Source organism: Streptococcus sp. HMSC065C01 (genome assembly GCF_001813525.1).
In the GTDB taxonomy this organism is placed as follows: Bacteria; Bacillota; Bacilli; order Lactobacillales; family Streptococcaceae; genus Streptococcus; species Streptococcus parasanguinis_V.
The window spans coordinates 413589-437960 of record NZ_KV812857.1 but is presented as its reverse complement, the minus strand read 5'-3'; the positions used below and the strand labels follow the sequence as shown (position 1 = coordinate 437960).

The window sequence follows — 24372 nt, the reverse complement described above, 5'->3', positions numbered from 1 at the left end:
ATTAATTGTCTAACTTTTTGGGGTCAGTACAAGGAAGAAAATTTTTTACTTATCCGAAGAAAAAACGGTATCTCCTCTGAAAGAAGATACCGTTTTAATGTTTAAACATGATGAGTTTGTAGTAGCTATCCTTGCTGATATCGCCAACAAATCACGAGTTGATAAATAATGACAGAATGAAAGACTGATATTTTAACATCTCGGTCTTTTTTACCCTTTCTTATAGGAAAGTCCAGCAATTGAGACTCCACATTTCTTCATAAGTTTGATATAATAAGAAAATAGAGATTGATAAGGAAAAGCAGCATTAGAAACAGGTATGTAAGATGAAAAAAATATTAGTAGTTGATGATGAAAAACCAATTTCAGATATTATCAAATTTAACATGGCAAAAGAAGGCTATGAAGTCTTGACGGCCTTTGATGGTCGGGAAGCTTTAGAGGTCTTTGCGGCTGAAAATCCGGATATTATTATTCTAGATTTGATGCTACCAGAGATTGATGGTTTGGAAGTGGCGCGGACGATTCGTAAGACCAGCAATGTGCCGATCATTGTCCTATCCGCTAAGGATACGGAATTTGATAAGGTCATCGGGCTTGAAATCGGTGCGGATGACTATGTAACCAAACCCTTCTCAAATCGGGAATTGCAAGCGCGTGTGAAAGCCCTGTTGCGTCGTTCTGAGTTTGCGGCTGATCCTCAGCTTGAAAATGAGGCCGATACGGAAATTGTCATTGGTGATCTTCACATTCTTCCAGATGCCTTCTTGGTTCAAAAAGGCAACAAAGAATTGGACTTGACCCATCGTGAGTTTGAATTGCTCTATCACCTTGCGACCCATGTCGGTCAAGTGATGACCCGTGAACACCTTCTTGAGACGGTGTGGGGCTATGATTACTTTGGTGATGTTCGGACAGTGGACGTGACAGTTCGTCGTTTGCGTGAAAAAATCGAGGACACACCGGGACGTCCAGAATATATCTTAACCCGTCGTGGTGTTGGATATTATATGAGAAACAATGATTGATCAACTAAAACAATTTGTAATGTCGTCGAACTTTGTCTTTGTTCTGATTACGGTTGGGTTTATCATTGTGGTAGCCTTGCTTTTGCTAGAAAACCGTAGGGACAATATCAAGCTCAGACAATTAAACGCCAAAATTAAGGATCTGATTGCAGGGGACTATTCTGAAGTGGTCGACATGCAAGGGAGTCCAGAACTGACAGATATGACCAATAGTATCAATGATCTGTCTGAGGTTATTCGCCTGACGCATGAAAACTTGGAACAAGAAACCAAGCGTTTGACCAGTATCCTTTCTTACATGACAGATGGGGTGCTTGCGACCAATAGACGTGGTCAGATCATCATGGTCAATGAAATGGCCGCCAAGCAATTGAATGTCAATCCAGATGAGGTGCTCAATACCAGTATTCTGGATTTGCTTTCGATTGGAGACGAGTATGATCTGCGCAGCTTGATTACAGAAGTACCAGAGTTGACCATCGATTCCCAGGATGAAAATGGGGAATACTTAAGTCTTCGTGTGCGCTTTGCCTTGATTCGTCGCGAGTCAGGTTTTATCTCTGGGCTGGTAGCTGTCTTGCATGATACGACGGAGCAGGACAAGGAAGAGCGGGAACGTCGCCTCTTTGTCTCCAATGTGAGCCATGAATTACGGACACCTTTGACCAGTGTGAAATCCTATCTGGAAGCCCTGGACGATGGCGCTTTGTCAGAGCCGGTAGCACCAGATTTTGTCAAGGTTTCGCTCAATGAAACCAACCGCATGATGCGCATGGTCACAGATCTATTGAGCTTGTCACGAATCGATAATGAAACCAGTCAGTTGGACATCGAGTTGACCAACTTTACGGCCTTTATCACCTTTATTTTAAACCGGTTTGATAAGATCAAGAGTCAATCGCAAGAAGATACTAAGAAGTATGAACTGATCCGGGAATACCCGATCACCCCGATCTGGGTTGAAATTGATACGGATAAAATGACCCAGGTGATCGACAATATCTTGAACAATGCCATCAAGTACTCACCTGATGGTGGAAAGATCAAGGTAGGGATGAAAACGACAGATGCCCAGTTGATTATCTCCATCTCAGATGAGGGCTTGGGGATTCCAAAGAAAGACTTGCCTCGCATTTTTGATCGCTTTTACCGAGTGGATAAGGCACGTAGCCGGGCCCAAGGTGGGACTGGTCTGGGCTTAGCCATTGCTAAGGAGATCGTTAAGCAACACAAAGGCTTTATTTGGGCCAAGAGTGAATATGGCAAGGGATCTACCTTTACCATTGTCTTGCCGTACGACAAAGATGCTATTAAAGACGACTGGGATACAGAAGAGGAAGAATAAGGAGTCAATGATAGAAGAGGGATTTAAGTACAGTATTTTAGCTTCAGGTTCTAGTGGGAATTCTTTCTACCTTGAGACGCCAAAGAAAAAACTGCTTATTGATGCAGGGTTATCAGGGAAAAAGATTACGGGACTATTGGCTGAAATTGATCGCAAACCAGAAGACTTAGATGCCATTTTGATTACGCACGAACACTCAGACCATATCCATGGTGTGGGTGTTTTAGCGCGGAAATATGGCATGGATCTATATGCTAATGAAGCAACTTGGAAGGCTATGGAAGGCACCAAGTATCTAGGCAAGGTTGATGATGCTCAAAAGCACATCTTTGAAATGGGGAAGACCAAGACATTTGGCGATATCGATATCGAAAGTTTTGGGGTCAGTCACGATGCTGCAGCCCCTCAATTCTATCGCTTTATGAAGGATGGCAAGAGCTTCGTCATGCTGACGGATACTGGCTATGTGAGTGATCGCTTGGCAGGAATCGTCGCGGATGCGGATGGCTATTTGATTGAGTCCAACCATGATGTAGAGATCCTTCGAGCAGGTTCTTATGCTTGGCGCTTGAAGCAGCGGATCTTGTCTGATTTAGGCCACCTTTCTAACGAAGATGGTGCAGATGCCATGATCCGAACCTTGGGAAATCGCACCAAGAAGATTTATCTGGGACATTTGTCAAAAGAGAACAATATCAAAGAATTAGCCCATATGACCATGGAGAATCAACTGGCTCGAGCAGATCTAGCTGTTGGCCATGATTTTGAGGTGTTAGATACCTCGCCAGATACCGCGACCCCTTTGACGAAGATATAAGATAGAAAACCACCTTCGGGTGGTTTTTTGATTTCTGATTAAAATCCTTTCATTTAGTGATGAATTTGCTCTTTGCCCTAAATTTGTGTATGATAAGAAAGAGCGAATTCTGAATGAGAGTCACGTTTTGTACAATCAAAGAAGAGGAGAAATGAAAAATGAAAAAGATGATGTTATTACTGGCAAGTTTAGTTGCTTTAACAGCTTGTAGTCAGTCTAAGCAAGATACGAAAGAGTCAACCTCCACTCAAACGGCGAAGGAAACAAAAGTATCAGAGTCTTCTAAAAAAGAAAAAGAATTGAAATTTGTGGTGGCCCCTCAAAATGAAGGAAAGACGTCTGATCTTATTGAGTTAGGGAAGAAATTGGTTAAAGAACATCCTGAAGTTGGTAGCGAGGGGAATATGGCGATCTATTTTACCGGGGCTGTTTCAGATGGCAGGGCGGCACTCATGCTGGTCAATAAGACAGATGTAGATATCAAGAAAGATTTGAACTTTTCAATTACCTGGTCTTATGATGGAAAGGCTATTTTTGAGAATCAAAAGGTTAGCTATTTTATCAAGGATAGTGGGGAATTACCTTCTCATACAGCAACTATAATATTATTGCCATTAAATGAGGAACAACAGAATATTGTGGATGGAATGTCAGATCCATCTAAGATGAAGCTTCTAATGTCAGATGTGAACACTGTAGAGTGATTATGAAACAAGAAACATACAAAGGAGAAGTAAATGCGCCTTGTTTATCTTACGATTGGTTTTATATCATTGGGACTAGGAATTATTGGGATTCCATTGCCAATTTTACCGACAACCCCCTTTTTATTGCTGTCCATGGCTTGCTTTGCTAAAAGTTCCAAACGCTTTGAAACTTGGCTTTACCAAACCAAGCTTTATCAAACCTATGTAGCGGATTACCGAGAGACCAAATCGATTGCCAAAGAACGGAAGAAATGGATCCTTCTTCAGATCTACATTCTGATGGGCATTTCCATCTATCTGGCCCCGATTATTTGGGTGAAGCTTGCTTTAGGAGCTTTGACGATTTTTATCACCTTTTATCTCTTAAAAGTGATTCCCAATAAGCCTGAAAAACCAACAGAAGAACATCCTGAGTAAAAATAGAGAATTCAGGCCCTAGAACTAGGAAAAGAAGTGCGTTCGTGCTTCTTTTTTGGTATCTGAAACTTACAGTGAAGGAAAAAGCCAAATGCATGAAATTAATGGCCAACGTTGCTCACGAAATTGAACTGCGAGCGCTTGAATCAAAAATTGAAAAAGAGGTGTAGAAAAAATGGCAAATGAAGTAGAAAAAACAGCCATCAATGAAGTGTTGAGGACTGTTACACTAATTAATAAAAGGTTTGAAGAAATCATTGAATTACAACGTCAACAAGATCTAGCTATTTTTATCTTCGTGGTGTTCTTGATGCAAAAGATCAAGACCCTTAATGCTCGATAAAATAAGACCATTTTCTTTATAATCAGAATCTCGAAAACGTAAAGTATTAGATGTGATCAGATTGTAATCTGAACGTTCTAGCAATGATAAAATTTTATCTAACTTTTGATTTAACTTTTTATCAATAGATTCGAGAGTTGTAGCTTTGTCAAGACGGCTAATAGGCATTTTAAAGTTTTCAAAACTTTGCATTTTAGATTTGAGGTCAACTTTTGATTCTTCGATTCTTGACACATCTGTATCATAAAAAGTAGTACGGGTCGTGATGACATCAAAAGGAAGTTTTCCACCAGATTCTATGATCGGTACAAGCGGAAGCTCTAGCGCTTGTCTAAAACCTAGTTCGTAAAATGCATTTGGATTGTGTTCTGTCATATCCGCAACAACCATATGAGCAGTTTTTAGGTAGTTTATAATCGTTTCATTGATATTGTCTACTGCATTGACATGGTCAACGCGAATCGGTTTATAACCTAAATCTTCGCAAACTGGAGCAATAAGGTATTTATATACTTTGTCAGCCCGTTCTCTTGTGGGAGTACCAGATTCCCCAATTGCGCTTATAATGAAACAAACTTTATCAGACATAAATACTAACCCCAATCGTTTTTAGTTTATTATACCAAATAACGATAGGGAATTAAATAATAAGAAGGTGAAAGAATGAAACCTAAACGATATCCGTATAGCGGAAAAAGAAAAAAGCCTATCGAGGTGTCGATAGACTTACTAACAAGAATTAGCGCTCTTGAAGTAAAAGCAGCCAATTTGGCAAGTCACGAAATATTCAGAATTCCATCTTCACATTCTTCAACTGTATAACCTGCACTTATGCACTCGGAAATAATTTCATCTTTAGGAATTGCATAAAGCGATGGATCTATGTGACAAACCTTATATAATGGATCGCTTAGAATTGTTTGAATGGTGCGATCTAAATCATCCCAGTTATAGTTAGGATAATTCTTTTGAGGTCTAGGTCGTAATTTTGACATAGTGTTTCTCCTTTCCATTGAAATCTTGACTAAAACTGTGAGAGGCCTTAGCCAAGATACATTATAATGTAAAAGCTTTTGTTTTTCAATATATAGTGATAAAAAAGGATTAAATATGTTGCGCATACACAACATATAGTGTTTAAAATGTAGGAAAAGATTGAACAACAATTAAAATCAAGGGGCTGGTCGGTGTATCGACTAGCTAAAAAGTCAGGTATTTCTCAATCGAATTTTTCTAACTTAAAGGCTGGAAAATTGAAAGAGATGTCTTGGACGAATATGTGCAAATTAGCTGATGCACTAGAGGTCAGCTTGGACGAATTTAGATAGGAGGTGAAAATTACATGGCTAATGCAAATGTTGATATTGTATATGAAATTTATGCAAATAATATTAATGATGCTATCGACGCAAAAAATAAAATCATCGCCAACACGCTTGACGATGAAAAAGTACATATCAATATTAAAACAAGTGGAGATGTTTGAACTGTAGTTCATTATGACAATGGAACTAAAATTAGCGAAACGCACGTAACAGCGCCATTGTAGATTGTCTTATAGTACTTGGAATCTCATCTGTTTTGTTAGATTCATTTAAAGTGTATGACATAGTCAAACCTATATTTGTATCCAGTGTAAAAGTATCTTGGTATACTTTCCTATTGTTATCTCTGTATGAAATCGTGATTTTCGATGATCCTTTAAAATCATCTTCAATATTAGAAGTGAATTTTTGACCAGGAGCAATCATATTTCCTACAAGAGATTTAAAATTATGCTGATTATAGATACCTAGATTCCCATGGACAGTTATGTCGGTAATGTAGGCAGGTGTCTTTCCGAAATTTTTAATAACATAAACTCTTTGTCGGTCCTTTATTTCAAATAAATCGACAAAGACATTTACATATGGCCTAGCCATATCTTCCTCGGCTCGCTTTGTACGATGAAGGGATACAATGTTAAAAAAGAACCCCACTAGAGCAATAACCACAGTTGTATACAATGTCCAAGTTTGGACTTCAAGTTCAGTAAAAGGCATATAAAGCCCTCCTTTCTGTGACTATTATATCAGAAAGGGGTAAAAAATAAGGAGGTTAAGAAATAAAACCTACTATAAGGAATGGGGGTTAAGTTGGTAAGATATAGAAATGCGCCAGTTGAAGAAAGTTAAAATTCATGGAGTAAATTTACAAAACGTGGTATTCAACTTATTGGATCGATATCCAAACACACCTAAAACATAGTGAATCAACTAACCGTATCTAATGGATATCTAATGGTAATCGTATTAAAATTTTGGTATACTTAAGAGTATGAATTTATTAGAAAGTAGGCTTCCTATGGAGAAATTACAAGCCCTGTTATCGGAACGGTTTCAGATCGTTTTTTCAGATACCAGTTTATTAGATACAGCTTTTACGCACACCTCTTATGCCAATGAGCACCGCCTCTTAAAAATTTCACATAACGAACGTTTGGAATTTTTAGGAGACGCTGTTCTTCAATTAGTTATTTCCGAATATTTGTATAAGGAACACCCCAACAGACCGGAGGGAGATTTATCCAAATTCCGTTCTATGATTGTCCGTGAAGAAAGTCTGGCTGGCTTTTCTCGAGATTGCCAATTTGACCATTTCATCAAACTGGGCAAGGGCGAAGAAAAATCTGGTGGCCGGGACCGCGATACGATTCTTGGCGATTTATTTGAAGCCTTTTTAGGTGCTCTTTTACTGGATCAAGGAGTGGAAGCGGTCAAACGCTTCATTTATCAGGTCATGATTCCCAAGGTTGAAACGGGTCAATTTTCTCAAGTCATTGACTACAAGACCCGTCTGCAAGAACTGTTGCAGGTTCACGGAGATGTGGAGATCCAGTATCAAGTGGTCAGCGAGTCCGGTCCTGCTCATGCCAAAGAGTTTGAAGTAGAAGTATTCGTGAACGGTCAAACGATGGGCCATGGTCATGGTCGTTCCAAGAAATTAGCGGAGCAGGAAGCAGCCCGCAATGCAGTTGAAACGAGGAATGATGGGCCATGTATCTAAAAGAGATTGAAATCCAAGGCTTTAAATCCTTTGCGGATAAGACAAAAGTCGTATTTGACAAAGGGGTCACTGCCGTTGTAGGGCCAAATGGATCTGGAAAATCCAATATCACGGAGAGCTTGCGCTGGGCCCTGGGGGAATCCAGTGTCAAGAGTCTACGTGGGGGCAAGATGCCCGATGTTATCTTTGCAGGGACAGAATCGCGTAAACCGCTGAATTATGCCTGTGTCACAGTTGTCTTAGATAACCAAGATGGTTTTATCCAGCAGGCAGGGAAAGAAATTCGTGTCGAACGGCATATTTATCGTTCAGGAGACAGCGAGTACAAGATCGACGGCAAGAAAGTTCGTCTCAGAGATGTGCATGATTTGTTCATGGATACGGGATTGGGACGTGACTCCTTCTCTATTATTTCCCAAGGACGGGTAGAGGAGATCTTTAACTCCAAACCGGAAGAACGCCGGGCTATCTTTGAAGAAGCTGCTGGTGTCTTGAAATTTAAGACGCGGCGTAAGGAAACCGAGACCAAACTTAACCAAACCCAGGAGAATTTGGACCGTCTGGAGGACATCCTCTATGAATTAGAAGGACAGATCCAACCTCTTGAAAAGCAAGCGACTGTCGCTCGCCGTTTCTTGGAATTAGACCAAGAACGGCAGGTTCTCTTGCTGGATGTTTTAGTTGCTCAAGTTGATTTGACAAAGAACCTTTATGAAAAGGCTGATCAAGAAGAAAAGGCCATTCAAGAACAGTTGGCTTCTTATTACCAACGTCGTCAGGTCTTAGAAGAAGAGAATGTACGCATCAAGAAGGCCCGCCATCAGTTGGATGAAAGCTTAGCTGAGGACCAGGCCAGCTTGCTTGAGGTCACTCGTTTGATCAGTGATTTGGAAAAGCAAATCGAAGTAGCTAAGTTGCAATCGACTCAAGCAGCCCATAGTCGCAGGGAAAATCTTGAGCGCCTGGATGCTGTTTTGGCCCGTCTGGAAGAAGCGAAACAAGAGCTGGCTCAAAAACAAGAGACGCTAGCTGTGCTTCAACAAAGGCTGACAGAGAACTGTCAGCAACAAGAAGAGTTGGAAAAAGAATTAGCCAACTACGAAGAAGATCCGGAACAAGTCATTGAGCATCTACGCGAGCAGTATGTCGCGCTCTTACAGACTGAGGCTGAAAAATCAAATGAGCGGACAGCCATTGAGAGCCGGATCCAAGCACTCCTGCAAGAATCAAGCCATCGTCAAGAGGATTTGACCAAGGCACAAACAAACTTTGAAACTGCCAAGGAAAAAGAAGTCCGACAATTGGAAGAGTTGGATCAGGCACAAGCGACGGTCAAAGGTTTACTAGTAGAATACCAAGAGCAATTGGTAAAAGTGGAGCAGGCCAAAGCTGCCTACCAAGAGGCTCAAGCGGCCATGTTTGACTTGATGGATGAGAGCAAGAACAAGCGGGCGCGGATCAATAGCTTGGAAGCCATTCAGAAGAACCATAGTAACTTCTACGCAGGCGTCAAGAGCGTTTTGCAAGAAGCAGAACGGTTAGGAGGCATCTGTGGGGCTGTTAGTGAGAATTTGAGTTTCTCAAAAGACTACCAGACAGCGCTTGAAATTGCTCTGGGGGCTAGCAGCCAACAGATCATTGTCGAGGATGAAAAGGTTGCAACGCGAGCGATCGATTTCTTGAAACGCAATCGCTTGGGACGGGCAACTTTCCTTCCGCTAACGACGATCAAAGCCCGTCAACTTTCTCCACGGAATTTGGAATTGATTCAAGCCAGTGCAGGATTTCTAGGAATTGCTAGTGAGTTAGTGACCTATGAGCATCGTTTTGAACAGATTTTCCAAAACTTACTTGGCGTAACGGCCATCTTTGACACGACAGAGCATGCGCGTGAGGCGGCTCGTAAAGTCAATTATCAAGTTCGGATGGTGACCTTGGATGGGACCGAATTGCGGACCGGAGGATCGTATGCCGGTGGTGCCAATCGTTCCCAAAATACGGTCTTTGTCAAACCAGAATTGGATAGTTTGAAGCAGGAAATGCAAGCTCTGGATGCTCGTTTGAGAGAAGCAGAGCAGGAGGTCGAGACCAAGGACAATCTGCTCAAGCAGGCGCAAGAATACCTGGCCTCTATTCAAAGCCAAGGTGAGCAAGCGCGTCTAGAGCAACAGCGGGCCCAATTGGCCTACCAACAAAGCCAAGAGCAACTGAAAGAAATTCAGGAACTCTTAGAAGCTTTGAAGTCAGAATTGGCAACAGATGCGACCCAGTCTCTCCAAGAAGAGCTGGAATCCCTTACTGAGCAATTGGCAGAAATTGAGCTTAAAAAAGAAAATCTGAATCGCGACATTGAAACCATGAAGTCGGACAAAGACGTTCTGCAACAAAAAGTACAAAACTTGCAAGAGCAATTGGCAGACCTGCGACTTCAACAGACGGAATGTAAGAGTCAACAAAGCTACGAGCAAACAGATGCTCGTCGCTTGGAAGAAACAATCTCCCAGTTGGAAGTAGAAGAGCATCAGTTGCAATTGCTGATTGAACAAGGCGAGGCCAAAGTCCAGACAGTTGATGTGGAGCAGCTAGCCAACCAATTGACGCAGGCCCAAGCCAAGAAAACGGACTTGGAACAAGGGGTCATTCGGAAACGATTTGAGTTAGATGATTTGGAAGGCCAGGCCGAAGATGTGGCAGAACAGATGGAACAAGCTCGCAAGAAAAACGAAGAATGGATTCGTCAACAAGCTAAAGCTGAAGCGACACGTGAAAAGCATGCGGATCGCTTGAACAAGCTCTTAACGCAAATTACCGATGAATTCATGCAAAGCTTTGACCAAGCCAAAGAGCAGGCTAAACCTGTTGAAAATCTTGCAGCAGCTGAAAACCAGCTCAAGAGCATCGAAAAAGATATTAAGGCACTTGGTCCAGTCAATGTGGATGCGATCGAGCAGTACGACGAGGTGAAGGGGCGCTTTGATTTCCTTTCCAGCCAGCGGGAGGATGTCTTGGCTGCGAAAAATATGCTTCTGTCTACCATCAACGACATGAATGACGAAGTTAAGGAACGCTTTAAATCAACTTTTGAAGCCATTCGTGAATCCTTTAAAGTCACTTTCCGTCAAATGTTTGGTGGGGGTTCTGCTGATTTGATTCTGACAGAGCCAGATCTTCTGACAGCTGGGGTTGAGATTTCTGTGCAGCCACCTGGTAAAAAGATCCAATCCTTAAACCTCATGAGTGGTGGAGAAAAGGCCTTGTCTGCCTTGGCCCTCTTGTTCTCGATTATTCGTGTTAAGACCATTCCATTTGTCATTCTGGATGAGGTAGAGGCTGCCCTGGATGAGGCAAATGTCAAGCGTTTTGGAGACTACCTCAACCGCTTTGATAAGGAAAGCCAATTTATTGTCGTGACGCACCGGAAGGGAACCATGTCGGCTGCTGATTCCATCTATGGTGTGACCATGCAGGAATCTGGAGTTTCTAAAATCGTCTCAGTTAAATTGAAAGACTTAGAAAATGAAGAATAATAATATTAAATTGATCGCTACGGATATGGATGGAACCTTTCTAAATGACCAACATCAGTACGATCAAGACCTTTTACGCAAGGTATTAGCAAGTTGCAAAGAAAAAGGCATCTATTTTGCTGCTGCGAGTGGCCGTGCCCTTCTTTCTCTCAAATCCCTCTTTAAAGGATTTGAGGACCAGATGATTTTCATTGCTGAAAATGGTAGTGTGGTAGAATTTCATGGAGAAGATCTCTACGAAGCGACTATGTCCAAAGACTTTTATTTGGGTGTTTTTGAAGCTTTGAAATCCTCACCTTATGCAGACCCCAATAAACTGCTTTTGACGGGAAAAAAAGGAAGCTATGTCTTAGAAACAGTAGATCCCGACTATCTGGCCTTGAGTCAGCACTACAATGAAAACATTCAAAAAGTGAAAAGTCTAGCGGATATTCAGGATGAAATTTTCAAATTGACCACCAACTTTGATGCAGCTCTTGTTCTTGAAGGTGAGCAATGGGTCACTGAGAATATCCCCGGTGTCAAAGCGATGACGACAGGTTTTGAATCGATTGACATTGTCCTCGATTATGTCGATAAGGGAGTGGCCATTACTGCCTTAGCGGATAAACTAGGGATCTCGATGGATCAGGTGATGGCTTTTGGAGATAACCTAAATGACCTCCATATGATGCAAGTCGTGGGCCATCCTGTAGCGCCAGAAAATGCACGTCCTGAAATCTTAGCGATTGCTGAAACAGTCATCGGCTACCATGCGACGGGTTCTGTCCTACGCTACATGGAGGAAATTGTATGAGTCAGATTTCCTTGATTGCGCTGGATTTAGATGGGACCCTTCTCAATTCAGAAAAAAAGATCTCCCCTCGCAATAGAGCAGCCCTCGCTGCTGCACAGGCCCAAGGTGTCAAGGTGGTTCTAACCACTGGTCGCCCCTTGAAAGCCATGGATTTTCTTTTGGAAGAATTGGGAACAGCAGGCCTCAAAGAAGAGTATACGATTACCTTCAACGGTGGTCTAGTGCAGCGAAATAATGGAGAAATCCTCTCAAAAGTTGTCTTGGCGCCAGAAGATGTCGCAACCATTCATGATGAAACAGTCCGCCTCGGCCTTCCGCTGGATGCTATCAGTGAGGGAAGGGTTTATGAGATTCATGCAGATCGAAAGTCTCTCTATTCCCTTTACAATCCCTACCTGAACTTTATTGAGACAGATTTTAAAGACCTGCCATCCACGATTTCCTACAACAAGTGTGTGACAGCCGTTGATCAAGACTTTTTAGATGCAGCGATCAAGCAGATTAGGCCGGACTTATTTCAAGACTATGAAATTTTTAAATCTCGGGAAATGTTGCTGGAATGGTGCCCTAAATATGTTCACAAGGCGACAGGTTTAGAGGCACTGGTAGCTATTTTGGGTCTTAAGGCAGATCAAGTCATGGCCTGTGGAGATGAAGCCAATGACCTGTCTATGATACAATGGGCTGGACTGGGGGTTGCCATGGGCAATGCGATTCCAGCAGTGAAGGAAGTTGCAGCGCTTGTGGCCCCTGTGACCAATGACCAAGATGCCGTCGCATGGGCAATTGAAAATTATGTGCTAAAGGAGAGTGAATAAATGGGATTATTTGATCGTTTATTTGGAAAAAAAGAAGAAACTGAAAAAGTGCTTCCGTCTTCAGAAGAAGTAACGGAAAGTACGGAGGTTGAAGAAACTGTCAAAGAGGAGCCGGCGGCTACCTTAAATGGCAAGGAAGAGCAAAAAATCGCTGATATGGAGGCTTACTACCAAGAGCTCAAAGCGCGAATTGCAGCCACTCATCAACCTGTTTCAACCGTCGCTCAAGAAGAGCCGGCAGAGGAACCTCTTGTTGAAGAAAAAGTGACATCAGAGACTCCTGAAGACCAAGCACCAGTAGAGGAGTCTCCAGTTGCCGTTGAACCTGCTCAAACAGAAGCAAATCCTCAAGAAGTTTCACCACTAGCTGATGAAACGGAGACTGAGCCTCTTGAAGAAGTGAAAATTGAAGCGGAAGAAACTGAAACCGTTGGAGAAGCAGATGAGATTGATGTTATAGACCTGGAAGAAGAGTCACCGATTGCCTCTCCATCACCTGACGCTGAGCCAGTAGAAGAGAGCACGACAGAAGAGGAGTCTCCAGAACTAGTAGAAGCTCAGGATGAGGTTTCAGAACCTGAAGTATCAGAAGCGATCGCTCAAGTGGAGGAAACTTCAGAAGTGGCAGAAGCCGAGTCTAGACTTCCTGAAGGAGAAGCTGCATCAACCGTTGAGGAAAGAACTGTTGAAGAGGCAGAGGCGCCAATTCCAGATGAGGTTGAGCCAGAGCAAGAAACCATTCAGGAAAAATACGATCGTAGCTTGAAAAAGACACGGACTGGATTTGGAGCACGCCTCAATGCCTTCTTTGCCAATTTCCGTTCAGTCGATGAAGAATTCTTTGAAGAATTGGAAGAACTCTTGATCATGAGTGACGTTGGGGTTCAAGTGGCCTCTAATTTAACCGAAGAGTTGCGTTATGAAGCCCGTTTGGAAAATGCCAAAAAACCAGATGCTCTCAAGCGCGTGATCATCGAAAAATTGGTGGACTTGTATGAAAAGGATGGCCAATTTAATGAAGCCATTCGTTTTCAAGATGGTCTCACGGTCATGCTCTTTGTTGGGGTCAATGGAGTTGGTAAAACCACATCTATCGGGAAGTTAGCCCACCGCTACAAACAAGAGGGCAAGAAAGTCATGTTGGTTGCAGCAGATACTTTCCGTGCAGGAGCAGTGGCTCAACTGGCAGAATGGGGACGCCGTGTAGACGTTCCAGTTGTAACAGGTCCTGAAAAATCAGATCCTGCTAGCGTCGTCTTTGATGGAATGGAACGCGCGATCGCTGAAAACATTGATGTTCTGATGATTGATACAGCTGGTCGTCTGCAAAACAAGGACAACCTCATGGCCGAGCTGGAAAAAATCGGTCGCATTATCAAGCGTGTGGTACCTGATGCTCCGCATGAAACCTTGCTAGCCCTCGATGCATCAACCGGTCAAAATGCCTTGGTGCAAGCTAAAGAATTTTCAAAAATTACACCTGTGACAGGAATTGTATTGACCAAGATCGATGGAACGGCTCGAGGTGGGGTCGTCCTTGCGATCCGTGAAGAGTTGGACATTCCAGTGAAGTTGATTGGTTTCGGAGAAAAGATTGATGACATCGGACCATTCCACTCAGAAAACTTCATGAGAGGCCTCTTGGAAGGCTTGATTTAAGAGTCGAATAGAAAAAGACAAATTGTTGGAAGAACAATTTGTCTTTTTGTTTCCTTGCGCTATCAAAAAAACCACCCGAAGGTGGCTTTCCTTAATTCTTAGGTTCAGGTTTCCAAACCCATTCGGCTCCGTATTCTGCAAGGAGATCATCGGATGCAGTTGGTCCCATGGATCCAGACTTGTATTCATAGAGTGGTGCTCCATTTTCGGCCCATAGTTTTTCGATTCGGTCAATCAATTGCCATGAAGCACGAACTTCGTGCCAGTGGCTGTAATTGGTTGAGTCATTGTTCAAAACGTCAAAAATTAATTTTTCATAAGGCTCTGGGGAAGCTCCAGTTGCAGTCGCATCTGTTTCGTAATCAAAGGAAATCGGTGCGATGCTGAATTTTTCTCCGACCTCTTTTCCGTTGATGCTCAATGAGAAACCTTCATTTGGTTGGATATAAATGGTCAATACATTAGGTTGCAAGCTATGTCCAAAGATGGAGTCGGTTTGCTTGAAGACCACATTGACCATGGTTCCTTTTTGCGTCAAGCGTTTTCCAGTACGGAAGAAGAAAGGAACTCCACGGAAGCGATCGCTATCAACAAAGAATGCCCCAGAAGCATAGGTTTCCGTAGTAGATTCAGGGCCGACATTGGGCTCGCTGCGATAAGAGATGTCTTTTTTCCCTTCGATCGTACCTGAACGGTATTGACCACGGATAAAGAATTTCTTTAATTCCTCATCTGTTGGATTGTACAATTGCTCAAAAACTTTAACTTTTTCTGCCCGAATCGCATCCTTGGTAAAGGTAGCTGGTTTATCCATGGCAAGCAATGACAAAAGCTGAAGGGTATGGTTTTGCACCATATCTCGAAGGGCCCCCGAATGATCATAGTAGCCACCGCGTTCTTCAACTCCCAAGCGTTCAGCAAAGGTAATTTGGATATTGTCAATAAAATCTCGGTTCCAAAGGTTATCAAAAATAAGATTTCCGAAACGAATGGCAAAGATATTTTGGATCATTTCTTTGCCAAGGTAATGGTCGATCCGGAAGATTTGCTCTTCATCAAAGGTTTCTTCCAATTCCTTGTTGAGCTGACTTGCCGTTTCTAGGTCTGTACCGAAAGGTTTTTCAACGATCAAGCGCTCAAAGCCTTGCCCATCCACAATGCCTTCTGATTTGAGGTGTTTGGCAATGGTTCCAAAAAATTGAGGAGCCATGGACAAGAAGAAGACCTTGTTGTGTTCCGTTTGGTATTTTTCATCCAAGCTATTTTGCAATTCGCGCAGGGCGATGTAATGTTCGGTATCATTGACATCATGGCTTTGGTAGTAGAAATGACTAGCGAATTCTTGAGCTTGTTGAGGGCTATCGGCCAGATCCGTGATAGATTCTACCACGACTGACTCAAAGTATTCCTTACTCCATGGTCTGCGAGCTGTTCCGATAACCGCAAAGTTTTCAGATAGATTTCCTGATTTATAGAGTCTAAAAAGGGATGGGTAGAGTTTGCGCTTGGCTAAATCTCCACTGGCCCCGAAAATGGTTACAATAACTTTTGAAGACATTTAAGTACCTATTTCCTATTTAATTAACCATATTTTACCATAAAATCAGCAAGATTTCTTTGATGGAATCGTTGTTCTGAATATTTTCCGATGGGATTTGAGTAGACAGCATAGAAAAAGCTAGAACGAAGGAGCGTTCTAGCTTATACGGGTTTAAGACCTCTTGAAGGAACTTAGTCTCTCCATTAAAAGACGCGGTAGACATAAGGATTATCTGGTTGTGTAATGGTTTGACAATCCGTAATGTGGAGAACAGGCAAGCTTTGTTTGAGCTGCTTGTGGTATTCAATGGACAAGGTTCCTTTTGCATGGATCCAGGTATTGTTTTCGAAATGCTGCGGAGCACCCGTCGTTAAGAGACCGTAGACTCCGGAATCTGCGATACAGTGGATGATCCCAAAGCGAAAGAGGAATTGGCTATCCTTGTTATTGGGGTCATTGTATACAAAGCCGGTCAGCTCGATCGTCTTTCCTGCAAATTGGTCAGGATAATCATAAATCACTTCCATGACTTCCATGTAATTCTCAGTGGTCACCTGGATCACCTTTTTATCAACATATTTCTTTGCCGCCTGCTTCATTTCTGACTCATAGGCAGATTTGGTAAAATAGCTACTAGTATCTGGTTTGAGATACTGGGTTGTTGTCCCTTCGTCCTGCTGGATTTCCTTGGAAGATCCAGCAGCAACCGGGAAGTGGTAGCCTTTGGCAGAAACTGTTTGGGAATCCAGTGTCACTGTAGGGAAAAATAGCCCGACAAACAAAGGAATACAGAGCAAGAAAATACTCGCCACTTTTGCCCAGAAGCCAGAGAGATGACTGTGGATCTTCATCTGCTTGACCCAGATGATCAGCTGCACAAGAGCTAAAACAAAGGACAAGAACATGGAAATATAAGCCAAGTAAGAATAGTGTAAGTTGATGTATTGATTGAGCTTACCAGATAATTGCAGGTACATGGTGAGCTCAAAATAGCCAGCTAATATCAAGAAACGAATCATAGTACTACCCCCACAAACCAAGCATAAAGGAGCACAACTCCACTCACAATCCCGATAAATTGCCAGATAAAACGGGTTTTGAGGTAATTTTTCATCATGAGGAGATTTTTGACATCAAGCATAGGCCCAATCACCAGAAAGGCAAGAACAGGCGCTACTCCAAAACTCGTGAGAAGAGAGGATCCAACAAAGGCGTCCGCCTCGCTACAAAGTGAGAGGAGAAAGGACAAGACCATGAGAAGGAGAATAGCAATAACCGGTGTCGCACTGATCGAAGTGAGGATCCGTGTTGGGACATAGACTTGGACGAGGCTGGCAAAGAGGCAACCAAATACCAGGTAGCGTCCTGTATCAAAGAATTCATCAATCGCCTGCACCAAGACTTGAAAGAGCTTTTGGTCTTTGCTTAAATCGCTAAAATCATGTTCATGCACAGGTTTGCGATGTTCTTTTTGGATCGAATCTGTCTGAATAAAACCAAGAAAGATCCCTAGAACTGTTGCGACCAGTAGGGAACCAAGGGCGCGGTAGAGGGCCATCTTGACAGAATTTCCAAAGGCTGAGTAGGTCGCAAAGAGAACGATGGGATTGATGACCGGTGCTGTCACCAAAAAGGGAACAGCAGTATAACTTGGGACTTTCTTTTCTAGAAAGCGATTGATAATGGGAACAATTCCACATTCACAGGAAGGGAAGATAAAGCCGATAAAGGTCCCAAAGAAGATCCGCCCAAATTTATTTTTGGGAAGAAAGCGGTAGACCCTCTCGGGGGTGATATAGACCTCAATAATCCCTGAAATGATACTTCCGATTAGGACAAACGGTAGGGCCTCGATAATAATCGAGAGAAAAATAGCCCCAGCCTGCAAGACGCTAGAGGGAAGGTGTTGAAAGAATGTCATTACTTAACCTTCTTTGCTTCTTTAGTTGTAGCAGTTTCTGCCTTCTTTTTTTCTTCAGGGAATTCTACTGTTTTTTCTACATCTGGAAAACTTGCAAAGTTTTCAAACATTTTATCAAGATCATCTGTTTTTGAGAATTTAATAGCCATTGTTGGGCCTCCTTTTTATTTTCTTTCATTATAACAAAAAGGAAAGAGCAAGGGGGAAATGGAGCATAAAAGGAAAGATCCATAGGGTCAAAATTATTCTATGAAAAATCCCTGAAACAGAGACCAGAACAGGCGATCTCACCCCTTGATGGCAGTAAAATATGCTATAATAGAAGCTATGGATAAATATGAAAAAATAGCCCAGGAATTGGGCGTTAGTTTAAAACAAATCGATACCGTATTGAGCCTGACCGCAGAAGGCTCAACCATTCCTTTTATTGCCCGCTATCGAAAAGATCTGACGGGAAATTTAGATGAAGTAGCGATTAAGGCCATTATTGACCGGGACAAATCGTTAACGGCTCTGGCCGAACGAAAGGAAACTGTCCTTGCTAAGATTGAGGAACAAGGCAAATTGACAGAGGCGCTCAAGCAGGCTATTGAGGCCGCTGAAAAATTAGCGGATGTCGAAGAGCTTTATCTCCCATATAAGGAAAAACGGCGGACCAAGGCGACGATTGCCCGAGAAGCAGGACTTTTTCCTTTGGCACGTCTCATTTTGCAAAATAGTCCAGACTTGGAAGCAGAGGCTCAGAAATTTACCTGTGAGGCCTTCCCAACTGAAACAGCGGCTTTAGCTGGTGCAGTGGATATTCTGGTAGAAGCTATTTCAGAGGATACCCAATTACGGGCCCTCACCTATCAAGAAATTCATGGGCATTCCCTCATGACGTCAACCTTGAAGGATGAAAGCTTAGATCCTAAGAGAACCTTTGAAATCTATTATGATTTTTCTGAGAAGATCAAGAATATGCAAGGCTACCGGACTCTAGCTCTCAATCGTGGGGAAAAATTGGGCGTTCTCAAAGTCGGATTCGAGCACCAACTGGATCGAATCATTCGTATTTTTGAGGCTCGTTTTAAAACTAAAAATGCCTATGTCGATGAGGTTATTCAACAAGCGGTTAAGAAAAAAATCGTTCCTGCGATTGAACGTCGGATTCGGACAGAGTTGACGGAGGTGGCAGAAGACGGAGCCATTCAATTGTTCTCTGAGAATCTACGGAATCTATTGCTCATTCCTCCATTAAAAGGGCGCGTGGTCCTTGGATTTGACCCAGCCTTTCGGACCGGTGCTAAACTAGCCGTTGTCGATGAGACAGGAAAGATGCTCGCTACCCAGGTCATCTATCCAGTTGCTCCTGCAAAACCAGCTCAGATCGAGCAGGCTAAAAAGGATCTGTCTTCCTTGATCAAGGAGTTCGGAGTAGAAATTATTGCGATTGGAAATGGAACCGCCAGCCGTGAAAGTGAGGCCTTTGTCGCAGAGGTGCTCCATGACCATCCAGGAGTTCGCTATGTTATTGTTAATGAAAGCGGAGCTTCTGTCTACTCAGCTAGTGAGTTGGCCCGTCATGAGTTCCCAGAGCTAACCGTTGAAAAACGCTCGGCCATCTCCATTGCCCGTCGCTTGCAAGATCCGCTAGCAGAATTGGTGAAAATCGATGCCAAATCCATTGGTGTGGGTCAATACCAACACGATGTCAATCAGAAAAAACTGACAGAAAGCTTGGATTTCGTGGTAGATACCGTGGTCAACCAAGTTGGTGTCAATATCAATACGGCTAGTCCCTCTCTCTTAGCGCATGTAGCAGGACTCAATAAGACCATCTCTGAAAATATTGTGAAATATCGGGAAGAAGAAGGAATGATTCTTTCACGAGCACAGATTAAAAAAGTGCCTCGCCTCGGAGCCAAGGCTTTCGAGCAGGCTGCTGGATTCCTACGCATTCCTGAAAGTAAAAACATCTTGGACAATACCGGGGTTCACCCTGAAAGTTACAAGGAAGTTGAAAAACTTTTTCAACTTCTTGAAATTACCGACCTCGATGCATCCGCTCAGGAAAAATTAAAAGCTGTGAACATCGAGGAGATGTCTACTCAGCTGGATCTGGGACCAGAAACCTTGAAAGATATCATTGCCGATCTCCTAAAACCAGGTCGCGATTTACGGGATTCCTTTGATGCACCCGTGCTTCGCCAGGATGTCTTGGATATTAAAGACTTGCATATTGGCCAAAAATTAGAAGGGGTTGTTCGCAATGTGGTTGACTTTGGAGCCTTTGTCGATATTGGCATTCACGAAGATGGCTTGATTCATATCTCCCATATGAGCAAGCAGTTTATCAAGCATCCAAGCCAGGTCGTATCAGTAGGTGATTTGGTAACCGTCTGGGTGAAGAAGATCGACGTGGAACGCGAAAAAGTCAACCTCAGTTTGGTAGCACCGAATGAATCTGACTGACTATGTACGCCAGGTATCTCTGGAAGATTTTGGTAGGGAATTCCGCCATCAAGCAGTGTGGAATCCGCGTCTGCAAACCACAGGAGGCCGTTTCTTTCCTAAGGATCGGCATCTTGATTTCAACCCCAAGATTTACCAGACTTTCGGATTAGAGACCTTTCGGAAAATCGTCCGCCATGAGCTCTGCCATTACCATCTTTACGATCAAGGAAAAGGCTATCGCCACAAAGATCCAGCCTTTAAACAGCTCCTTCAGCAAGTGGATGGACTTCGATTCACACCACCTCTACCAGAAAAGAGTGGACGAGTCAAGCGGATCTATTTCTATCAATGTCCTCACTGTGGTCAAGAGTATAGGCGAAAGCGAAAAATCGATCTGAAGAAATATGCTTGCGGTCGCTGTCACGGTCGTCTTCAATTCCTTGAAATGAGACAGGAATGAGAATCGGTCTTTAGGCGGATCTCTTTCTAGTTAGACTCTGCTAAAATAGGTCTAACTAGAAAGAGGAAAATCAAATGACATCATCATTTTACAAATCAAAACGCCACCGCCTGGTTTCAGGTGTGCTAGCTGGCCTAGCTGATAAATTTGGTCTGAGTGTAACTCTCCTACGCTTCTTGTTTATTCTTTTTACGGTTTCTCATGCCTTTATCGGTGTGATTATCTATTTACTGTTAGATACGACCTTGCCTTATAAGGACGAGGAGGAGCAGGAAATGTTTGACTATGGCCCTCGACCTCGTCGGAGAAAAGAGGCCGAACCCATTCATGATCAGAATGATAGTCCGTTTTTCTAAAAGGAGATCCGGGTGAAGCAGAAGTTCTATTACCTTGCTTTTATTCTATATCTCTTCTTCAGTTTTATAGGACAGTTTTTCATTTTAAATCGTGTTTTTGGAGAAGAAGTTGGAACAGTTTTTATCGGAATGCTCCTTTTTCCACTGGGCATTTGGAATAGTCTCTTCTACCTCTTGTTTCTGACAACAGAAAGGGCAAGAGAGCCACAAATTTATCGGTTTTCGATTTTATTTCTGCCGATGTTGTACCTGGTTTTGTCCTTGTTGGGGGGAGGACCTACCGCCTTTATGCTCGGCTTGATCGCATTTCCTTCAAATGCGGTGGTCTATGCTGTCTCGACTGGAATCAAATCCATGATTAAAGATTTCTTGCAAGGCCAAGGCTAGAGCATTCTTCATATGTTCCCATCATTTCCTAGAGGTTGGAGACCTTTGTCTTGGCCTCTTTTTGCTTATTAAAAAAGAGTTTAAAATGGATCTTTCAAATGACACTTCAGTCTCTCGTCTGAAGAGAAAATCTGCTATAATAGAGAGAGAATTTGAAAAGGGAGAATGATATGGCAGTTACTGTTCGCGATCTACAGGAAAAGCTTCGTCTATCGGTTGTTTATGGGGATGATAAACTCTTAAGCAAGGAAATTACGACTGCGGATATTTCACGTCCAGGTCTTGAAATGACGGGCTATTTCGACTATTACACACCTGAGCGGATTCAGCTTGTAGGAATGAAAGAATGGTCCTACCTGGTGAAGATGAGCTCTCACAACCGTCATCAGGTCCTGCGCAAGATGTTCCAGCCAGAGACACCTGTCATCATTGTCGCGCGGAATTTAGAAATTCCAGAAGAAATGTTGCGTGCTGCGGAAGAGAAGCAACTAGCCATTTTAAAGAGCAATGTTGCAACGAGTCGTTTATCTGGAGAGCTTTCTAGCTATTTGGATAGTCGGCTAGCAGAACGTACGAGTGTACACGGTGTCTTGATGGATATTTATGGGATGGGTGTCTTGATTCAAGGAGATAGCGGAATCGGAAAAAGTGAGACAGGTTTGGAACTTGTCAAGCGGGGTCACCGCCTCGTAGCAGATGACCGAGTCGATATCTATGCGAGAGACGAGATGACCCTTTGGGGAGAGCCAGCTGAAATCCTACGCCACTTACTAGAGATCCGTGGTGTCGGGATTATCGATGTCATGAGTCTCTACGGTGCAAGTGCTGTCAAGGATTCTTCACAAGTCCAAATCGCCGTTTACTTGGAAAATTATGCTAAGGATCAAGTTTATGATCGTCTTGGTAATAATGCAGAAGAGTTGGAAATCGGTGGTGTGACCATTCCTCGGATCCGCATCCCTGTGAAGACTGGTCGGAACATTTCGGTCGTGATCGAAGCCGCAGCGATGAATGTTCGGGCCAAAGAAATGGGCTATGATGCTACCAAAACTTTTGAAGAACGTTTGTCCCAGTTGATTAGTCAAAATGAGGTGAAGGAATGAATCCAGTAGCCCTTCAATTAGGTCCGATCAGTATTCGTTGGTATGCGATTTGTATTGTCTCTGGCTTAATTCTAGCCGTTTATCTTTCCATGAAAGAAGCGCCCCGTAAGAAAATTGATCCAGATGATATCATTGATTTCATTTTGATCGCTTTTCCGCTTGCGATTGTGGGTGCCCGACTCTATTACGTTATTTTTGAATGGGGCTATTATAGCCAGCATCTTGGTGAGATTTTCGCCATCTGGAACGGAGGAATCGCGATTTATGGTGGCCTCTTGACAGGTGCCCTTGTCCTCTATCTATTCTCTCGTAGACGCTTGATTGAGCCAATTGATTTCTTAGATATTGCGGCCCCAAGCGTCATGATTGCACAGAGTATTGGACGCTGGGGAAACTTCTTTAACCAGGAAGCTTATGGAGCTGCTGTCAAAAGTCTCAACTACCTACCCTCTTTTATTCGAGATCAAATGTATATAGACGGCAGTTATCGTCAACCAACCTTCTTATATGAATCCAGTTGGAATCTGCTAGGATTTCTCTTGATCTTGATTCTTCGTAGGAAGCCACAATTTTTGCGACAAGGTGAGATCACAGCCTTTTACCTTATCTGGTATGGTTTTGGTCGGATGATCATCGAAGGAATGCGGACAGATAGCCTGATGTTTGCGGGCTTACGTGTTTCCCAGTGGTTGTCGATGATCCTGATTCTAGTTGGACTCGCCATCATCATCTATCAACGTCGCAAAAAAGCCCCTTATTATGTAGAAGCAAAGGAGTAATATATGTTTATTGAAATTGCCTACGGTCTCTTAGGCCTTGCCTTAGTAGCACTTGTCATTTATATGATTTTTTTCCTCTCAAAGATTGGAAAAGTTGTAGATGAGACGCAAAAAACCATCCAAGTTTTGACATCAGATGTCAATGTCACCTTGCATCAGACCAATGATCTATTGGCAAAAGTCAATGTTTTAACGGATGATTTGAATCAAAAAGTTGCAACGATTGACCCACTCTTTACAGCCGTGGCGGATCTTTCAGAGTCTGTTTCAGATTTGAATGATCAAGCCCGTCAATTGAGTGTCAAAGCTGTATCAGCTGGTGGAAAAACAGTGAAAGCCTCTATCGGATTAAAAGCGATTAAGATGGCTTCAAAATTATTTAAATAGAATCGAGGAAGAATATGGGACGTTTATCTAGTTTATTAATTGGTGTGATTTCAGGTGCTTCAGCAGCCTACTATTTATCAACAGAGCAAGGAAAGAAAGTCACTAAAAAAGTGGTGCGCTTCGTAAAAGATTATCAAGAAGATCCTCAAGAAGTACATGAATCGGTGAAACAAACTGCTAAGGATGTTTCCAAACAAGCAGCAGAAGTGATCCAACAAACCAAAGAAAAAGTTGGTTCTGGAGAAATTACGACAGGAACTGTTTTGGAATCTGTCAAAGAAAAGACGCAAGATGTAGTTGAAAAATCTCAAGAAGTCTATCACTCATTTAAGGATAAACTTCAAAAAGAAAATCTAAGTGGCAATGACTTGGTTCAATCCATTCGCAAACAAACAGAATCAGAAGACATCGTGTTAGAGTTGGATGAAAAAGATTCTAAAGAAGCAGCCGAAGAAGAAACAAAAGAAGTATAAAAAAGAGAGTGGGACAGAAATCGGTAAT

General features: G+C 42.7%; 27 protein-coding genes. 20 read left to right on the top strand and 7 right to left on the bottom strand.

Translation table 11 applies throughout. From position 1 onward, the window contains the following. The first annotated feature begins 326 nt into the window (after positions 1 to 326). The 5 genes from yycF to HMPREF2918_RS07660 all read left to right on the top strand — a co-directional run bounded on the left by yycF (position 327) and on the right by HMPREF2918_RS07660 (position 4314). The gene (yycF, locus tag HMPREF2918_RS07680; RefSeq protein ID WP_003008151.1) at positions 327 to 1028 is read left to right on the top strand and encodes a response regulator YycF; all 702 of its coding nucleotides are present in this window, start codon (positions 327 to 329) and stop codon (positions 1026 to 1028) included. Next, positions 1021 to 2373 (top strand): cell wall metabolism sensor histidine kinase VicK, encoded by a 1353-nt coding sequence (gene vicK, locus HMPREF2918_RS07675; RefSeq protein ID WP_023918726.1) that lies wholly within the window; start codon positions 1021 to 1023, stop codon positions 2371 to 2373. Before yycF ends, vicK begins: the two co-directional genes overlap by 8 nt. Before the next feature lie 7 nt (positions 2374 to 2380). Beyond that, entirely contained in the window at positions 2381 to 3190 is an 810-nt protein-coding gene (locus HMPREF2918_RS07670; protein WP_070595078.1) for an MBL fold metallo-hydrolase, read from the top strand. 158 nt (positions 3191 to 3348) lie between these two features. Beyond that, a complete protein-coding gene (locus tag HMPREF2918_RS07665) occupies positions 3349 to 3894 on the top strand; it encodes a putative periplasmic lipoprotein (protein ID WP_049497366.1) in 546 nt (181 codons plus the stop codon). A 33-nt stretch (positions 3895 to 3927) separates the two neighbouring features. Continuing rightward, on the top strand, positions 3928 to 4314 hold the full coding sequence (locus HMPREF2918_RS07660; protein WP_049497368.1) for a YbaN family protein: 387 nt from the start codon (positions 3928 to 3930) through the stop codon (positions 4312 to 4314). Between the two features lie 280 nt (positions 4315 to 4594). On the opposite strand, the gene HMPREF2918_RS07655 is transcribed toward HMPREF2918_RS07660, so the two are convergent. After that, complete coding sequence (locus HMPREF2918_RS07655; RefSeq protein ID WP_070466323.1) at positions 4595 to 5245, bottom strand: hypothetical protein; 651 nt, start codon at positions 5243 to 5245, stop codon at positions 4595 to 4597. A gap of 188 nt (positions 5246 to 5433) precedes the next feature. Next, a complete protein-coding gene (locus tag HMPREF2918_RS07650; RefSeq protein WP_049497371.1) occupies positions 5434 to 5652 on the bottom strand; it encodes a hypothetical protein in 219 nt (72 codons plus the stop codon). A gap of 159 nt (positions 5653 to 5811) precedes the next feature. On the opposite strand from HMPREF2918_RS07650, the gene HMPREF2918_RS10860 reads away from it, so the two are divergent. After that, positions 5812 to 5985, top strand: a complete 174-nt coding sequence (locus HMPREF2918_RS10860) for a helix-turn-helix domain-containing protein (RefSeq protein WP_049497373.1) — start codon at positions 5812 to 5814, stop codon at positions 5983 to 5985. Between the two features lie 14 nt (positions 5986 to 5999). Continuing rightward, positions 6000 to 6143: a hypothetical protein gene (locus tag HMPREF2918_RS11395; protein ID WP_173018772.1), complete on the top strand. Its 144-nt coding sequence runs from the start codon at positions 6000 to 6002 to the stop codon at positions 6141 to 6143. Positions 6144 to 6174: 31 nt separating this feature from the next. On the opposite strand, the gene HMPREF2918_RS07645 is transcribed toward HMPREF2918_RS11395, so the two are convergent. Next, positions 6175 to 6699 carry a hypothetical protein gene (locus HMPREF2918_RS07645; RefSeq protein ID WP_049497375.1) on the bottom strand — a complete coding sequence of 175 codons (525 nt, stop codon included), beginning with the start codon at positions 6697 to 6699 and terminating at the stop codon, positions 6175 to 6177. 301 nt (positions 6700 to 7000) lie between these two features. Here HMPREF2918_RS07645 and rnc point away from each other — a divergent pair, with 301 nt between their 5' ends. Genes rnc through ftsY form a run of 5 tightly spaced genes read left to right on the top strand, consistent with a single transcriptional unit; the run spans position 7001 to position 14502 of the window. Next, positions 7001 to 7702, top strand: a complete 702-nt coding sequence (gene rnc / locus HMPREF2918_RS07640) for a ribonuclease III (protein ID WP_049483702.1) — start codon at positions 7001 to 7003, stop codon at positions 7700 to 7702. Then, positions 7693 to 11229: a chromosome segregation protein SMC gene (gene smc, locus HMPREF2918_RS07635; protein ID WP_070595077.1), complete on the top strand. Its 3537-nt coding sequence runs from the start codon at positions 7693 to 7695 to the stop codon at positions 11227 to 11229. Before rnc ends, smc begins: the two co-directional genes overlap by 10 nt. Further along, positions 11219 to 12025, top strand: a complete 807-nt coding sequence (locus HMPREF2918_RS07630; protein ID WP_070595076.1) for a Cof-type HAD-IIB family hydrolase — start codon at positions 11219 to 11221, stop codon at positions 12023 to 12025. Before smc ends, HMPREF2918_RS07630 begins: the two co-directional genes overlap by 11 nt. Next, entirely contained in the window at positions 12022 to 12843 is an 822-nt protein-coding gene (locus HMPREF2918_RS07625) for a Cof-type HAD-IIB family hydrolase (protein ID WP_070595075.1), read from the top strand. Before HMPREF2918_RS07630 ends, HMPREF2918_RS07625 begins: the two co-directional genes overlap by 4 nt. Further along, positions 12844 to 14502, top strand: coding sequence for a signal recognition particle-docking protein FtsY (ftsY, locus tag HMPREF2918_RS07620; protein WP_049515375.1), 1659 nt, complete (start codon positions 12844 to 12846; stop codon positions 14500 to 14502). It begins immediately after the preceding gene. Between the two features lie 91 nt (positions 14503 to 14593). Here the strand turns inward: ftsY and zwf are convergent, their stop codons facing one another. The 4 genes from zwf to HMPREF2918_RS11390 form a co-directional block, all read right to left on the bottom strand. Continuing rightward, on the bottom strand, positions 14594 to 16060 hold the full coding sequence (gene zwf / locus HMPREF2918_RS07615) for a glucose-6-phosphate dehydrogenase (RefSeq protein ID WP_049515373.1): 1467 nt from the start codon (positions 16058 to 16060) through the stop codon (positions 14594 to 14596). Between the two features lie 185 nt (positions 16061 to 16245). Beyond that, positions 16246 to 17061: a TIGR03943 family putative permease subunit gene (locus HMPREF2918_RS07610; protein WP_003008127.1), complete on the bottom strand. Its 816-nt coding sequence runs from the start codon at positions 17059 to 17061 to the stop codon at positions 16246 to 16248. Beyond that, a complete protein-coding gene (locus tag HMPREF2918_RS07605; protein ID WP_070595074.1) occupies positions 17058 to 17963 on the bottom strand; it encodes a permease in 906 nt (301 codons plus the stop codon). The genes HMPREF2918_RS07610 and HMPREF2918_RS07605 overlap by 4 nt, the downstream gene beginning before the upstream one ends. Continuing rightward, on the bottom strand, positions 17963 to 18112 hold the full coding sequence (locus HMPREF2918_RS11390) for an SPJ_0845 family protein (protein ID WP_003008123.1): 150 nt from the start codon (positions 18110 to 18112) through the stop codon (positions 17963 to 17965). Before HMPREF2918_RS11390 ends, HMPREF2918_RS07605 begins: the two co-directional genes overlap by 1 nt. A 148-nt stretch (positions 18113 to 18260) precedes the next feature. Here HMPREF2918_RS11390 and HMPREF2918_RS07600 point away from each other — a divergent pair, with 148 nt between their 5' ends. The 8 genes from HMPREF2918_RS07600 to HMPREF2918_RS07565 all read left to right on the top strand — a co-directional run bounded on the left by HMPREF2918_RS07600 (position 18261) and on the right by HMPREF2918_RS07565 (position 24344). Further along, positions 18261 to 20417 (top strand): Tex family protein, encoded by a 2157-nt coding sequence (locus HMPREF2918_RS07600; RefSeq protein WP_371106484.1) that lies wholly within the window; start codon positions 18261 to 18263, stop codon positions 20415 to 20417. Continuing rightward, the gene (locus tag HMPREF2918_RS07595; protein WP_070595072.1) at positions 20404 to 20859 is read left to right on the top strand and encodes a SprT family protein; all 456 of its coding nucleotides are present in this window, start codon (positions 20404 to 20406) and stop codon (positions 20857 to 20859) included. The genes HMPREF2918_RS07600 and HMPREF2918_RS07595 overlap by 14 nt, the downstream gene beginning before the upstream one ends. A gap of 74 nt (positions 20860 to 20933) precedes the next feature. Next, a complete protein-coding gene (locus tag HMPREF2918_RS07590) occupies positions 20934 to 21215 on the top strand; it encodes a PspC domain-containing protein (RefSeq protein WP_070595071.1) in 282 nt (93 codons plus the stop codon). Between the two features lie 12 nt (positions 21216 to 21227). Further along, positions 21228 to 21602: a hypothetical protein gene (locus HMPREF2918_RS07585; RefSeq protein WP_070595070.1), complete on the top strand. Its 375-nt coding sequence runs from the start codon at positions 21228 to 21230 to the stop codon at positions 21600 to 21602. Between the two features lie 170 nt (positions 21603 to 21772). Beyond that, positions 21773 to 22705: an HPr(Ser) kinase/phosphatase gene (gene hprK / locus HMPREF2918_RS07580; RefSeq protein WP_021153591.1), complete on the top strand. Its 933-nt coding sequence runs from the start codon at positions 21773 to 21775 to the stop codon at positions 22703 to 22705. Continuing rightward, a complete protein-coding gene (gene lgt, locus HMPREF2918_RS07575; protein WP_049482776.1) occupies positions 22702 to 23484 on the top strand; it encodes a prolipoprotein diacylglyceryl transferase in 783 nt (260 codons plus the stop codon). Before hprK ends, lgt begins: the two co-directional genes overlap by 4 nt. A gap of 3 nt (positions 23485 to 23487) precedes the next feature. Continuing rightward, complete coding sequence (locus tag HMPREF2918_RS07570; RefSeq protein ID WP_013903891.1) at positions 23488 to 23871, top strand: DUF948 domain-containing protein; 384 nt, start codon at positions 23488 to 23490, stop codon at positions 23869 to 23871. A 14-nt stretch (positions 23872 to 23885) separates the two neighbouring features. After that, positions 23886 to 24344 carry a YtxH domain-containing protein gene (locus HMPREF2918_RS07565; RefSeq protein WP_003008108.1) on the top strand — a complete coding sequence of 153 codons (459 nt, stop codon included), beginning with the start codon at positions 23886 to 23888 and terminating at the stop codon, positions 24342 to 24344. Positions 24345 to 24372 lie beyond the last annotated feature (28 nt).